This is a genomic window from Pseudomonas sp. B15(2017) (genome assembly GCF_002113215.1).
GTDB lineage: Bacteria > Pseudomonadota > Gammaproteobacteria > Pseudomonadales > Pseudomonadaceae > Aquipseudomonas.
The window spans coordinates 178,594-193,347 of record NZ_NEJZ01000012.1 but is presented as its reverse complement, the minus strand read 5'-3'; the positions used below and the strand labels follow the sequence as shown (position 1 = coordinate 193,347).

The 14,754-nt window shown below is 63.4% G+C and carries 10 protein-coding genes and 1 pseudogene; 8 read left to right on the top strand and 3 right to left on the bottom strand.

The annotated features are described in order from the left end of the window. The first annotated feature begins 50 nt into the window (after positions 1-50). Together CAF73_RS18820 and cueR are read left to right on the top strand one after the other, a co-directional pair. The gene (locus tag CAF73_RS18820; RefSeq protein ID WP_085703483.1) at positions 51-2,444 is read left to right on the top strand and encodes a heavy metal translocating P-type ATPase; all 2,394 of its coding nucleotides are present in this window, start codon (positions 51-53) and stop codon (positions 2,442-2,444) included. Beyond that, positions 2,441-2,854 (top strand): Cu(I)-responsive transcriptional regulator, encoded by a 414-nt coding sequence (gene cueR, locus CAF73_RS18815; RefSeq protein WP_085700950.1) that lies wholly within the window; start codon positions 2,441-2,443, stop codon positions 2,852-2,854. The genes CAF73_RS18820 and cueR overlap by 4 nt, the downstream gene beginning before the upstream one ends. Here the strand turns inward: cueR and CAF73_RS18810 are convergent. Next, entirely contained in the window at positions 2,808-4,025 is a 1,218-nt protein-coding gene (locus tag CAF73_RS18810; RefSeq protein ID WP_085703482.1) for an MFS transporter, read from the bottom strand. The two genes, cueR and CAF73_RS18810, sit on opposite strands and share 47 nt — an antisense overlap. A gap of 56 nt (positions 4,026-4,081) precedes the next feature. Beyond that, positions 4,082-4,978 carry a PA4780 family RIO1-like protein kinase gene (locus CAF73_RS18805; protein ID WP_085700952.1) on the bottom strand — a complete coding sequence of 299 codons (897 nt, stop codon included), beginning with the start codon at positions 4,976-4,978 and terminating at the stop codon, positions 4,082-4,084. Positions 4,979-5,421: 443 nt separating this feature from the next. Here CAF73_RS18805 and CAF73_RS30815 point away from each other — a divergent pair. Then, positions 5,422-6,510, top strand: a pseudogene (locus CAF73_RS30815) (cache domain-containing protein); the annotation flags it as partial. A 90-nt stretch (positions 6,511-6,600) separates the two neighbouring features. After that, on the top strand, positions 6,601-7,368 hold the full coding sequence (locus CAF73_RS30810; RefSeq protein WP_371850984.1) for a methyl-accepting chemotaxis protein: 768 nt from the start codon (positions 6,601-6,603) through the stop codon (positions 7,366-7,368). A 47-nt stretch (positions 7,369-7,415) separates the two neighbouring features. Here CAF73_RS30810 and CAF73_RS18795 read toward each other — a convergent pair whose 3' ends face one another. Further along, a complete protein-coding gene (locus CAF73_RS18795) occupies positions 7,416-8,693 on the bottom strand; it encodes an acetyl-CoA C-acetyltransferase (RefSeq protein WP_064379268.1) in 1,278 nt (425 codons plus the stop codon). A gap of 177 nt (positions 8,694-8,870) precedes the next feature. Here CAF73_RS18795 and CAF73_RS18790 point away from each other — a divergent pair, with 177 nt between their 5' ends. The 4 genes from CAF73_RS18790 (at position 8,871) to CAF73_RS18775 (ending at position 14,738) form a co-directional block, all read left to right on the top strand. Then, positions 8,871-10,223 carry a 3-oxoacyl-ACP reductase gene (locus CAF73_RS18790; protein WP_085703480.1) on the top strand — a complete coding sequence of 451 codons (1,353 nt, stop codon included), beginning with the start codon at positions 8,871-8,873 and terminating at the stop codon, positions 10,221-10,223. Between the two features lie 2 nt (positions 10,224-10,225). Continuing rightward, complete coding sequence (locus CAF73_RS18785) at positions 10,226-11,080, top strand: MaoC/PaaZ C-terminal domain-containing protein (RefSeq protein WP_085703479.1); 855 nt, start codon at positions 10,226-10,228, stop codon at positions 11,078-11,080. 306 nt (positions 11,081-11,386) lie between these two features. Next, entirely contained in the window at positions 11,387-12,934 is a 1,548-nt protein-coding gene (locus CAF73_RS18780; RefSeq protein WP_170929798.1) for a collagen-like triple helix repeat-containing protein, read from the top strand. 133 nt (positions 12,935-13,067) lie between these two features. Further along, positions 13,068-14,738 (top strand): ShlB/FhaC/HecB family hemolysin secretion/activation protein, encoded by a 1,671-nt coding sequence (locus CAF73_RS18775; protein ID WP_085700957.1) that lies wholly within the window; start codon positions 13,068-13,070, stop codon positions 14,736-14,738. Positions 14,739-14,754: the final 16 nt, after the last annotated feature.

Sequence of the window (14,754 nt, the reverse complement as noted above, 5' to 3'; positions counted from 1 at the left end):
CAGCATGGCAAGGTTGATCCTGTAGGCATCCACTACAGGGAGTACGACCGATGTCCGATTCCATCACGTTTGATCTGCCCATCAGCGGCATGACCTGCGCCAGTTGCGCCGGCCGTGTCGAGCGGGCGCTGAGCAAAGTCAGCGGCGCCAGTGCCGTCAGCGTCAACCTCGCCACCGAGCAGGCCAGGGTGCAGGCCCCCGGCGACAGTCTGCCGGCGCTGGTCGAGGCAGTCGAACGCGCCGGTTACAGCGTGCCGCAGCACACCGTGGAATTGAACATCGACGGCATGACCTGCGCGTCCTGCGTGGGTCGTGTCGAACGCGCCCTGAACAAGGTTGCGGGGGTGAAAAGCGTCAGCGTCAACCTCGCCAATGAGCGCGCTCATCTTGAATTGTTCGGCGCGGTCGACCCGCAAACCCTGATCGCCGCCGTGACCAAGGCCGGTTATTCGGCCAGCCTCTTCGAACTTGAACACCCTCAATCTGATAATCGCCAGCAACGCCTGAATCATGAGCGCCGGGCGCTGATCTGCGCCATCGCCCTCGCCTTGCCGCTGGTGCTGCCGATGCTGCTGCAACCGTTCGGCATTCACTGGATGCTGCCGGCCTGGGCGCAGTTCGCCCTCGCGACCCCGGTGCAGTTCATCTTCGGTGCGCGGTTCTATGTGGCCGCTTGGAAAGCCGTGCGCGCCGGAGCCGGCAACATGGACTTGCTGGTAGCGCTGGGCACCAGCGCCGGTTATGGCCTGAGTCTCTATGAATGGGCAAACGCTGCCGGGCGCATGCCGCATCTGTATTTCGAGGCCTCGGCAGTGGTCATCGCGCTGGTACTGCTCGGCAAATACCTGGAAAGCCGCGCCAAACGCCAGACCGCCAGCGCCATCCGCGCACTGGAAGCGTTGCGGCCAGAACGGGCGATTCAAATCATCGATGGCCGCGAACAGGACGTTGCCATCAGCGCTCTACGCCTTGGCGATCGGGTATTGGTCAAACCCGGCAAACGTTTCCCGGTGGACGGCGAAGTGCTGGAAGGCCAGAGCCACGCCGACGAAGCGCTGATCAGCGGCGAAAGCCTGCCGGTGCCCAAGCAACCGGGCGACAAGGTTACCGGCGGTGCGATCAACGGCGAAGGCCGCCTGCTGGTGAGCACCACGGCGCTCGGCGCGGAAAGCGTACTGGCGCGGATCATCCGTCTGGTGGAGGACGCCCAGGCCGCGAAAGCACCGATCCAGAAACTGGTGGATAAAGTCAGCCAGGTGTTTGTGCCGACGGTTCTGTTGCTGGCCCTGGCCACGCTGATCGGCTGGTGGTTGTATGGCGCACCACTGGAAACCGCGCTGATCAACGCCGTCGCGGTACTGGTTATCGCCTGTCCCTGCGCCCTCGGCCTGGCGACACCGACCGCCATCATGGCCGGCACTGGCGTGGCCGCGCGGCACGGGATTTTGATCAAGGACGCCGAAGCTCTGGAGCGCGCCCATGAAGTCAGCGCCGTGGTGTTCGACAAGACTGGAACTCTGACCTCCGGCACGCCGCGCATTGCGCATTTCAGTGCAATCGACGGTAACGAAAACGCCCTGCTGACAGCGGCCGGCGCACTGCAACGCGGCAGCGAACATCCGCTGGCCAAAGCGGTGCTGGATGCCTGCGCCGAACGCAGCCTGAACGTACCGGACGTGAGCGACAGCCAGTCCCTGACCGGGCGCGGCATCGCCGGCAGCCTCGACGGCCGACGCCTGGCGCTGGGCAACCGTCGCTTGCTGGAGGAAAGCGGTCTGAACGCCGGAAACCTGAGCGAGTCCGCGAAGGCCTGGGAAACCGAAGGCCGCACACTGTCCTGGCTGATCGAGCAAAGCCCCGAGCCCCGCGTGCTCGGTCTGTTCGCCTTCGGCGACACCCTCAAGCCCGGCGCGCTGCACGCGGTGCAACAACTGGCGGCCCAGCACATCCACAGTCACCTGCTGACCGGCGACAACCGTGGCAGCGCTCGCGTCGTTGCCGAAGCGCTGGGCATCGAAAACGTCCACGCCGAAGTGCTGCCGGCGGAAAAAGCCGCCACCGTCGCCGAGCTGAAAAAAAACGGGGTCGTGGCCATGGTCGGCGACGGCATCAACGACGCCCCCGCGCTGGCCGCTGCCGATATCGGCATCGCCATGGGCGGCGGCACCGACGTGGCCATGCACGCCGCCGGCATCACCCTGATGCGCGGCGATCCGCGACTGGTGCCGGCGGCGCTGGAAATCAGCCGCAAGACTTACGCGAAGATCCGCCAGAACCTGTTCTGGGCCTTTGTCTACAACCTGATCGGCATTCCGCTGGCGGCGTTCGGCTTTCTCAATCCGGTGCTGGCCGGTGCGGCGATGGCCCTGTCGAGCGTCAGCGTGGTGAGCAATGCGCTACTGTTGAAAACCTGGAAACCCGAGGATCTGGAGGACAACCGATGAACATCGGCCAAGCGGCCCGCCACAGTGGCCTGAGCGCGAAAATGATCCGGTATTACGAGTCGATCGGTCTGCTCAAGGCTGCCCATCGCACCGACAGTGGCTATCGCATCTACGGCGACGATGACCTGCACACGCTGGCGTTCATCAAGCGCTCGCGGGACCTGGGATTTTCGCTGGAGGAAGTCGGCAAGTTGCTGATGCTCTGGCAGGACCGCCAGCGCGCCAGCGCCGATGTGAAGGCTCTGGCCCGCCAGCACATCGACGAGCTGAATCAAAAGATCCGCGAACTCGGCGAACTGCGCGACACCCTGCAGGATCTGGTCGAACACTGCCACGGCGACCACCGCCCGGACTGCCCGATCCTCAAGGAACTCGCGTCGGGCTGCTGCGCGCAACCCGCTCGCGCCTGAGCATCAGGGCTTTCATCGACAGCACCGTGGCGAGGGGAATGCCGTGGAACAGCAACACCACGGCCCCCGGCGCCCACCACTCATAGAACGGTGCGGCGATCAGCATGCCGACGCCGAACCCGGTCATCTGCAACAGTGTCAGGAAACTGAAGATCGGCAGGCGCAAAGGCTCCGGCTCCCGTTGCAGCCGTGACATCAGGCAGACTTCCGAGAACCCGTCACCCAATCCGGCCGGCAGCGAAAACAGCAACAGACCGATGACGCTGTGCTGCTGGAACATCAGGATGAAGCCGCAGGACATCAACAACACGCCGCCGAAATAGCGACGCTCCAGATGGATGTTTTCCGAGCCGTTCAGGCGACTGGCAATCCGCGCACCGAGCAGTTTGCCGGCGGCCCACACCGCGAGCATCAGGCCCAGCGTGGTGCTCGCCGCGTCCGGTGTCAGCAGTCTGGAAATGATCGGAAAACCGACGTTGTGCGCAGCGCTGCCAAGGGTGTCGGCCATGGTCACCGCCAGCATCGCGGCCACCACCGGGGCACTGCGCAGGCCTTGCAACAACGCCGACCACTCACCCTGTCTGGCGCTGGATTCGGCCACCGGCTCCGGTGCGCTGAACCGCAATGGCGCAATCAACAGCGCCGCCAACAGATAGGTCAGCGCGTTCAGCGCAAACACCGTTTCAAAGCCAAACCCTGCAACCAGCAACCCGGACACCAGACTGCCGACGACCATCGCCATGGAGGAGGCGGACGTGATCCAGGCATTGGTCTTGAGCAACTGCGCAGGCTCGATCAATCGCGCAAGCTGGCTGTTGAGGCCGATGGCGAACATCGAATTGCCAAAACCCAGACCGAACGCAATCAGCGGCAGCAACAACGCCTGTTGACTGACCGGCACGATCAGCAATAAACCGAGCACAGCGGCGCGCAGCAGATCGAAGGCAATCAACGGCCGGCGACCGCTGCATCGACGATAAAACGCGGTGCCGATCAGGCTGGCGAAAATTCCCCCGCCCACCCGACTGGCGAGAAAGATCCCCACGCTCACCGCGCTGTTGCTCAGCAGGTAGACATACGTGGCCAGCGCGACCATGTTGAGGAACGCGCCGAAATCGGAAATCAGCCGCGCGGTGATGATCAGCCGGGCATTGCGCGAAGTGGTGCTCACAATCAATCCTTGAATGTGTAAAACCCGGCCGAAGCCGGGTTTCCCATTTCAGATGCTCACTGCATCCACGGTGGCGGAGGCGGTTCGTCGGACTTGCCCTTGGGCTCGTCGTCCGCCGCGCGGATGGCTCGCTTGCGCTCCTCATCCAGACGCGCCGCTTCGATCTCGCGCAGCACCCCGCCGACATCGGCCAGGTCCTCGGGATCGTCGAACTCGCCGGTCAGCACGCTGGCCGGGTGCAACGTACCGGCTTCGTACAACGCCCACATTTCCTTGGCGTATCGGGTCTTCTTCAACTCCGGAGCGAAGCGGCCGAAGTACGCCGCCATGTTGCCGACGTCACGTTCGAGCATGCTGAACGCGTGGTTGTTGCCGGCGGCGTCCACCGCTTGCGGCAGGTCGATGATGACCGGCCCGGTCGGGGTCAGCAGCACGTTGAACTCCGAGAGGTCACCGTGCACCAGACCGGTACACAACATCAGCACGATCTGCGAAATCAGGAACGCGTGATATTCGCGAGCCTGATCCGGCTCCAGCACCACATCATTCAGACGCGGTGCGGCGTCGCCGTATTCGTCGGCCACCAGCTCCATCAGCAGCACGCCTTCGAGGAAGTCGTACGGCTTGGGCACTCGCACCCCGGCGTTGGCCAGGCGGAACAGCGCCGCGACTTCGGCATTCTGCCAGGCGTCCTCGGCTTCCTTGCGCCCGAATTTGGAACCCTTGGCCATCGCCCTGGCCTGTCGGCTGTTGCGCACCTTGCGGCCTTCCTGATACTCGGCCGCCTGGCGGAAACTGCGTTTGTTCGCCTCCTTGTAGACCTTTGCGCAACGTAACTGATTGCCGCAGCGCACCACATAAACAGCTGCTTCTTTGCCACTCATGAGTGGACGCAGCACTTCGTCGACCAGACCGTCCTCGATCAGGGGTTCAATGCGTTTTGGAGTCTTCATCAGCTTTTATTGTGGGTCCTTTCATTACCAAACACGCGAATGTCACTCGTTATACGGCAATACTCGCATCACGGGGAGGGGTTGCCGACCTGTGAACCTGTGGATGCACACACTGTGCCGGATAAACCGGGCCGATCCGCCTCTTTATCGACCGCTGCGAATCATAGCCGAGGCTGTCGGAGTTGTTGGCGACAGGCCTTGAGGGCATTTGCGACAGAATCTGACATCCCGCCGAACACCGCTCACATTAATTTTCTTTTGCAGCCTCAATTTCCCTCGCGCGCGGCCGAATTCCTTTGAGGCAGAGGAATTTGTCCGACAATCGTTTCAAAAAAAATCTTCGATGTCGCACTCAAGGAAACGGGTGAGAAATACGTTTTTCGGCTGCCAATAACCGCGAGTCATCTGCACTGCGTGGGCCTACAAGAAAATCTGGAGCGCGGATGAACATCAAACAGAAGTTGACCTGGGCGTTTGCAATCATCGCCTGCTTGCCCGTGGTGCTGGTCGCCACCCTGGTGGTACTGAACCTGCGCAGCGATGCCCGGGACGATTTTGTCGACAGCAGCGGGCGCGAGATCCGTCAGGTCAGCAACGCCATGCAGCTGTTTTTCGACGGCATCAGCCAGAACGTCGATTACCTGGCGGCGCAGCCTTTGGTCAAGAACGCCGACGGCAGTGTGCGCAGTCGCATGAGCGCCAATGCCTCCGATACCTCGGATGGCGAGATCGACAAGCAGCTGTTTGCCCTGTTCGAAGGGCTGGCGAAATCCCACCCGGCCTACTCCTACGTTTCCTATGGACTGAGCAGCGGCGGCTACGCGTTCTGGCCGGGCGACCCGAAAATGGCCAACTACGACCCGCGTACCCGCCCGTGGTACAAGACCGCCATGGCCAACCCGGGCAAGACCCTGCGCACCGAAGCCTATTACTGGGCCGGCGATGACGCGGTACTGGTCAGCACCGTGCGCGCAGTGGCCAACCAGTTGGGCGCCCAGGGTGGCGTGGTCAACATTGACGTGTCGCTCAAGCAACTGACCGAGATCGTCAAACAGATCAAGCTCGGTGAAAGCGGTTACCTGATGCTGATGGAAAACACCGGCACGGTGCTGGTCGATCCGAAGCAACCGGAGCATAACTTCAAGAAGCTCGACAGCCTCGGCAACGGTTACGCGCAACTGGCCAAGGCCGGCAAAGGCCTGGTGGAGGTCGAGCTCAACGGCGAACGCTACATGGCCAACGTCTGGCCGTCGGAGCAATTGGGCTGGACCTTCATCGGCCTGATCAAACAGAACGAAGTGATGAGTTCCGCCACTCAACTGACCTGGCTGATCGCGATCATCGCGGCGGTGCTGGCAGCATTTTTCGCGGTCGTCGGCGCCAGTTTCGCCAGCCTTATCGTGCGGCCGATCCGCAGCGTGGCCAGCGGTCTGGAAGGTATCGCCCAGGGCGAAGGCGACCTGACCAAGAGCCTCGACATCCGTGGCAGCGACGAAACCGCGCAACTGGCCAACTGGTTCAACCAGTTCCTCACCGCAATCCGCAGCCTGATCCAGCACATCGGCGGCGCGGCCGGAAAAATCCTCGCCACTTCGCAGAGCTCGACCCGGGTCTCCGGCGATATGGCCGAAGCCGCCGGACGCCAGCGCGAAGCGGTGGACATGGTCTCGACCGCGTTCCATGAAATGGTCGCCACCGCCAACGAAGTCGCCCGCTCGTGCAGCCAGGCAGCCGAGTCGGCCGACAGCGGCCAGCGCCAGGCCCGCGAAGGTCAGCAGCAGATCGATGCGGCGGTGCACAGCGTCGACCAACTGAGCCAGGAACTGGAGCAATCGGCGCAGTCGATGCAGCAACTGGAACGCGACAGCAACGACATCCAGTCGATCCTCGGCACCATCCGCTCCATCGCCGAACAGACCAACCTGCTGGCGCTCAACGCGGCTATCGAAGCAGCGCGGGCCGGTGAGCAGGGGCGCGGATTTGCGGTGGTCGCCGATGAGGTTCGCGCATTGGCCAAACGCACGGCGGATTCGACGGCTGAGATCGACGGGCTGCTGGGCAATCTGGCGAAGCGCACCAGCGCGGTGACCCAGCAGATGCGCGCCAGTCTTGATGTGTCGCAGCAATCGGTGGCACGGATTGGTGAGGCGCGGGAGAGCTTTGGGCAGATTCGTGAGTCGGTGGATGTGATTCGTGACATGAACACTCAGATCGCGACTGCGGCGGAAGAGCAGCATCAGGTGGCGGAGGACATCAATCGGCACATCAGCCAGATTCATGGTGATGCGCAGTTGGTGGCGGAGCTGGCGAATTCGGCGCGGCTGGATTCGCAGAGTCTGGCGGGGTTGTCGAATGAGCTGGATGGGTTGGTGCGCAGGTTCCGTACCTGAGTAACCTTTGCAATCCCCTCTCTTCAGGAGAGGGGATTGTTGTTTTGTCAGCGTTCGATGATCGCCGTCACACCTTGCCCCCCGGCCGCACAAATCGAAATCAACCCCCGCCCCTGCCCCGCCGCATCCAGCAACTTCGCCAGGTTCGCCACGATCCGCCCGCCTGTCGCGGCAAACGGATGCCCCGCCGCCAGGGAGCTGCCCTTGACGTTCAAGCGGCTGCGATCAATCGATCCCAGCGGAGCGTCCAGCCCCAGCCGCGTCTTGCAGTACTCCGGATCTTCCCAGGCCTTCAACGTGCACAAGACTTGTGCGGCAAATGCTTCGTGGATTTCGTAGTAGTCGAAGTCCTGCAAGGTCAGGCCGTTGCGCGCCAACAGCCGCGGCACCGCGTACACCGGCGCCATCAAAAGTCCTTCGGCACCGTTGACGAAATCCACCGCCGCCGCCTCGCCGTCGCGCAGATACGCAAGGATCGGCAAGCCGCGCTCCTTCGCCCATTCTTCGCTGCCCAGCAACACCACCGAGGCGCCATCGGTCAGCGGCGTGGAGTTGCCGGCGGTCAGGGTGCCCTTGGCGCTTTTCTCGAACGCCGGTTTCAGGGTCGCAAGTTTTTCCAGGGTCAGGTCCGGACGCAGGTTGTTGTCGCGGGTCAGGCCGAGGAACGGGGTCATCAGGTCGTTATGCCAGCCTTCGCTGTAGGACGCCGCCAGTTTGTGGTGGCTTTCGAAGGCCAGTTGATCCTGTTCTTCGCGGGGGATGTTCCAGGTCTGCGCCATCAACTCGCAGTGCTCGCCCATCGACAGGCCGGTGCGCGGTTCGCCGTTGCGCGGGAATTCGGGGATCAGGTGTTTCGGACGCAGTTGCAGAAAGGTCTTGAGCTTGTCGCCGGTGGTCTTGGCGCGGTTGGCTTGCAGAAGGATTTTGCGCAGGCCTTCGCTGACGCTGATCGGCGCGTCCGACGTGGTGTCGACGCCGCCGGCAATGCCGCAGTCGATCTGGCCGAGGGCGATCTTGTTCGCCACCAGCAGCGCGGCTTCCAGACCGGTGCCGCAGGCCTGCTGGATGTCATAGGCCGGGGTGGCCGGTGACAGGCGCGAGCCGAGCACGCATTCGCGGGTCAGATTCATATCCCGTGACAATTTCAGCACCGCGCCTGCGACCACTTCGCCGATGCGCTGGCCGTGCAGGTTGTAGCGTTCGATCAGGCCTTCGAGGGCGGCGGTGAGCATCACCTGATTGCTCGCGGTGGCATAGGGCCCGTTGGAGCGGGCGAACGGAATGCGGTTGCCACCAATGATCGCGACGCGGCGCAGCTGACTCATGAAATGCTCCTTGTGAAATATCCAGTCTGAAAATCGGGCACTGAAAATCCCGTCGGGCCACAAAAGCGCCGAGGGCAAACTACTCTGCTGTTCTAGCGTAGGCCTTATTGCGTGGATCGAACGATTGATTGCCCTTCGCAGTCCACACTTTGAACCCCATCTTCTGGAGAGCGTTCCATGTCTGACCGCTATATCGACTTCGCCAACTCGTCCATCGGCCACCGTCTGGTCGGGGCCCTGGGCCTGCCGTCGCCGGTGCGGCTGGAACGCTGGCAGGCCGGGCGCCTGCGGCCGGTGGACGGTGCACTGCTGATCGGCGGCGGGCCACTGGCCGAGCGGGTCAGTGTATTTGCCAACCGCCTGACCGACGCGATCTACCGCTACGGCGACCAGCCTGCGGCCGCCACCCAATGGATTCCCGGCCATGGCCCGAAACTCAAGGCCGTGGTGTTCGACGCCAGCGATTTGCAGCACACCGACCAGCTCAAGCAACTGCGCGAGTTCTTCCAGCCGCTGATGAAGAACCTCGACAGCAGCGCGCACCTGGTGATCCTCGGCCGCGCCCCGGAAACCCTGCGTGAACCGTTTGCCGCCAGCGCGCAGCGAGCACTTGAAGGCTTCTCGCGCTCGCTGGCCAAGGAACTGCGCAGCGGCGGCACCTTGCAACTGATCTACGTCGGCGAAGGTGCCGAGGATCAGCTCGAAGGGCCGCTGCGTTTTTTCCTCTCGCCGAAAAGCGCGTTCGTCTCCGGACAAGTGATCCGGCTGACGGCCTGCGCCACTCAAGTCACCGACTGGACGCGCCCATTGGCCGGGCGCAAGGCGCTGGTCACCGGGGCAGCGCGCGGCATCGGTGCCTCCATCGCCGAAACCCTGGCCCGTGACGGTGCCGAGGTGATCCTGCTCGACGTGCCGCCCGCAAAAACCGATCTCGAAGCCCTGGCCGCCCGCCTCGGCGGGCGCGCCATCACCCTCGACATCTGCGCCGAAGACGCCGCCGCGCAACTGACCAAACAGCTGCCGGACGGCCTCGACATTCTGGTGCACAACGCCGGCATCACCCGCGACAAGACCCTGGCCAACATGACACCCGAGTTCTGGGACGCAGTGCTGGCCGTCAATCTCAACGCGCCGCAAGTGCTGACCAAGGCCCTGCTCGACAGCGGCACCCTGCACGACAACGCGCGGGTGATTCTGCTGGCGTCGATCAGCGGCATTGCCGGCAATCGCGGGCAGACCAATTACGCGGCGAGCAAGGCCGGGTTGATCGGGCTGGCTCAGGCCTGGGCGCCGACCCTGCTGGAACGCGGCATCAGCATCAATGCCGTGGCGCCGGGTTTCATCGAGACCCAGATGACCGCGCACATTCCGTTCGGCTTGCGCGAAGCCGGGCGGCGCATGAGTTCGCTGGGCCAGGGCGGCCTGCCGCAAGACGTCGCCGAAGCCGTGGCGTGGCTGGCACAACCGGGCACCGGCGCGTTCACCGGGCAAGCGTTGCGGGTCTGCGGCCAAAGCGTTCTGGGGGCCTGAACATGACCATCGAATGGCAAACGCTGCACCACGAACCGAGCCTGCCGGGGCTGTACGCCCGGGCGGCGACCCGACGCAAAATCACCGGCACCACCCTGCCTGACAAAGGTTTGCGTTGCGCCGTCGAGGTGGATGGCAAACGTCTGGCAGACTATCGCAAAGTCTGCGGGTTCGCCGATGACGGCCTGCTGCCGCCGACCTATCCGCATATCCTGGCGTTCGCCTTGCAGATGCAACTGCTGACGGCCAAAGAGTTTCCGTTCCCTTTGCTGGGGCTGATTCATCTGAGCAACCGCATCCGCGTATTGCGGCCAATGGGCGGGATCAGTCGCGCGCAAGTCAGTGTCCGGGGGCATAACCTGCAACCGCATCCCAAAGGCGCGACCTTCGATCTGCTGACCACCCTGGACGATCAACTCGGCCCGTTGTGGGAAGCCGAAAGCCGGATGCTCTGTCGCGGCGTGAAGCTGGAAGGCGAACCGGTGGAGAAAAGCTGGGAGCCGGCACTGCCCCTCGCTCAAGTGGCGCAGTGGAAGGCGCCGGCGGACATCGGCCGGCAGTATGCGAAAGTATCCGGCGACTACAACCCGATTCACCTGAGTGCCGCCAGCGCCAAACTGTTCGGGTTCCCGACAGCCATCGCTCACGGTTTGTGGAACAAGGCCCGCACCCTGGCAGCGCTGGCGGATCATCTGCCCAAGGCCAACCTTGAAGTCACCGTGCACTTTCGCAAACCGGTGCGCCTGCCGAGCGAGGTGAGCCTGTTCGCCAGCGCTGCCGGTTCCAGCGGTGAGTTGCGTCTGATCGGCGCCACGGATCTGGAGCACATGGTGGGCAATTGGCAGCCGGTTGCCTGACATCGAGGGCGGGAAAACCTGATTAATTGTGTATATATCACTTAAGTTTTCCCGCGCCGCACACGCGACGTCGCCGAATTTCCAGCCTTGATTTTCAAGGCTTTTTTTTGCGCGCCTATATCCTCGGTATTAGTCGTTAGGCGGCATTCGCGGCCGCCTGCATAAAGGCGTTAATACCAACTGGAGAATGGCGTCGATCCAGCCTTGCGACTGATATGAGCACAACGGACGAAGGCATTGCCGGCAACAGAACCGGCAAGCCGTCGAAGACAACGAACGTTGTGACAGGTGCAAGGAATAACGCTCATGAAAACTCAGATGAAAGTTCAAGCGTCTTGGTGCAAATCGGCAACAGCACTCGCCCTCATTCTCTCCCTCGGTCTGGCCGGTTGCAGCAGTGGCGGCGGCGGTCATCACAGCAGCTCCGGCAGTTCGTCCCCCGACAGTTCGACGGCGGGCACCGGCGGCACGGGCGGTACCGCAGGCTCTGGAGGCACGGCGGGCACTGGCGGTACCGGCGGAACTGGCGGCACGACGACGCCGACCGATCCTACCAATCCGACCAATCCAACCGACCCGACGGACCCGACCAACCCCACCAATCCGAGTACACCGACGCCTTTGGTCACCACCACGCTGGTGCAGGACGTCGGCAATACCGTCAGCGGAGTGGGTGATGGTGTCGGTCAGGTCGGTGATTCCCTGAGCGGCGTGCCGGTGGTTGGCGGCGTGGTGCAAAGCGCGGCCCGGACTGCCGGCAACGTAGTGACCACGCTGGGTGACGGCGTAGCCAACGGCATCGGCAAACTGGCGACCACCGACAACGGCCTGGGCGTCACCGCTTCGGCAGTCGGCGGCGTGGTGCAGGATGTGGGCAACGGCGTGTCCGACCTGAGCGGCAAACTGGCGACGGCCACGGGCAGCGTTCCGGTGGTCGGCGGCGTCGTCACCCGTGTGGCGCCGGTGCTCAATGGCGTCGGCGAAAAAGTCACCATGCTCGGCGACACCCTCAGCACCGCCACCACCACCGGCCCACTCGGCTCGGTGACCAAAGAGGTCGGCAGCAAACTGGTGCCGGTGATCGCCATGGTCGAAAGCACCACGGACAAACTCGGCAGTGCCACGGGGCTGGGTGCTCCCGTGAACGGCCTGCTGCAGAAAGTCGGCACCACGGTCGATGGCGTGGGCGACAAAGTCACTGGCGCCGGCAACGGCAATGCACTGACCAACACGGTCGGCGGGGCCTTGAGCAACGTCGGCACCGCTGTAGGCAAGGCCGGCGGACTGGTGGACAACGGAACCGGTTCGGGAACCGGCGTCGGTGGCGGTCTGGGCAACAATGGCTTGCTGCAAACCGTTGGTGGCGCGGTCGTGAATGTCGGCGCCGGGTTGAGCAGCGGCAACGGCAGCCTCGCCGCACCGGGTGGTGTACTGGCGGCGGCGGGTAATACCGTGGCCTCGCTCAACACCGTGCTCGGCGGTTCGGGCACGCCGATCACCAGCCCGACCACTCCCCTGGCCACTCTGGGCAACAACGTGGGTGCCGGACTTGCTCCGGTCACCACGGCGGTCACCAGCCTGACCCAGAATGTCGGCGCCGCCACCGGGCTGGGTACCCCGGTCGCCGGCCTCACCGGCCAGGTCGGCGGTGCCGTCGGCAACCTCGGCAACACGATTGCCGGCACCAACAGCAACCCGGTAGTGGCGGCGGTCGGCAACACCGTCACCACAGTGGGCAACACCGTCACTGCGGTGGGCGGGCTGGTCAACGGCGGCACCACCACCGGAACCGGCGGCGGACTGGGTGGCGTCCTCGGCGGCCTGACCGGTGCCCTGGGCGGCAACAAACGCTGATTTGCACCTGGCCGATTCGACGGCCGAACCTACAGCGCCTACGCTTGGTTGAGGGCGGAAGATTCCCACGAGTCTTCCGCTTTTTTCTTAGGAGAAACCCGCCCGGTGCTGGGGGTTGAACATGGAGTGTCCTATGCGCGTTATGGCATCCCTGCTGTTTGTCAGTCTCAGTTCCACAGCCCTCGCCGATACCCTGCCCAGCTTTCTCAACAGCAACGAAACCATACGCAATCTGCCGGTGCCGAACCTGCCCGCCGACGCCTACCGGCCGAACGCCGCGCCGCTGCAAGTGCCGGAGCCCGGCGCCACGGCCGCCCAGCCGTTGCTGATGAGTACCAGGATCAACCTCAGGACCGTGCAGATCGAAGGCGGCACGCTTTATCCGCTGAACGAACTGGCCGAAATCTACAAACCCCTGATCGGCCGCCAGAGCAGTCTCGCCGACCTGATCGAGGCCACTCGCAACATCACCCGTCGTTATCAACAGGACGGTTATCTGCTGTCCTACGCGTTCCTGCCACAGCAGACTTTCGATGACGGTGTGGCGCGCGTGGTGCTGGTGGAAGGCTACGTCCGCGACGTGCAGATCGCGGGCGACGTCGGACGGGTCAAAGCCCTGCTCGAGCGACTGGCCGCCAAGCTCCAGGCCGAACGCCCGCTGACGCGCAAGACGTTCGAGCGCTACACCACGCTGATGACCCGCATTCCCGGCGTGACGATCCAGGCCCAGGTGCCACCACCCGGCACCACCGACGGTGCAACGACGCTGGTGGCCCAGGCCAGCCGCAAACCGTTCACCAGCACCCTGAGCACCACCGAAGACAACCGCAACGGCACCCAGGCATTGCTCGGCGTCAGCAGCAATTCACAAACGTCGATGGGCGAACAGCTGAGCCTCAGCGGGTTGTTTCCGCCGGGAGATGATCACGAGCATTACTACCGGCTGGACTACAACCAGTTCATCAATGACGAAGGTGCGCAATTGAACCTTTCGGCCTCGCGCTACCGGGCCGATCCCGGCACCAATGTGCAGTTGAGCAATGGACTGGAGCTCAAGCCGCACCGTGAAAACGACCGTTATTCGCTCGGTTTCACCCTGCCGCTGATTGCCGCTTCGGATGAACTGCTGACTGCCGGATCGCGCTTGTACGCCGTCAACGACAAGACCCGCTACAAGGTGATCGGCTACCCCCTGAGCGTCGAAGAACGCACCGACATCCGCGCCCTCGCCTTCGAAAGCGACTGGCGCAAGGTCGATGCCCGACAACTGCGCATTCTCAGTGGTGGCGTGTACCAGGGCTTCGACAGCATGGGAGCACACACCAACAACAACGCCATCGACCTCGACTTCTTTCGGGTGCGTCTGTCGGGGGTGCAGAGCGACAAGTTCTTCGACAATTGGCAAGGGGTGCTGTCGGCTGCGTTGTACTGGAGCCGCGACACCCTGCCCGACAGCGAACGTGCGGTGTTCGGCGGGCAGAATTTCGGCCGCGGTTATCCCGACGATCAGGCGTCGGGCGACAAGGGCTGGGGCGTGGCTTACGAGATCAACTACAGCTTCAACCGCGACGGCAACTGGGTGCGCATCCTGCAACCGTACTTCGTGCTCGACCGCTCGCGCAGCTGGTTCAACGAATTGCCGGTGCAGGCCAACAACCTGTCATCGGCGGCGGTCGGCCTGCGATTCGGCGATGCGAAGTACTACAACATTGCCCTGGAAGCGGCCAAGGCGATGTCGGATGAAGCGCTGGACACCTTCAATCGCCGGCCGCGCTACAGCATCAGTTTCAGCTATCAGTTGTAGCTCGACCGGCCGATGA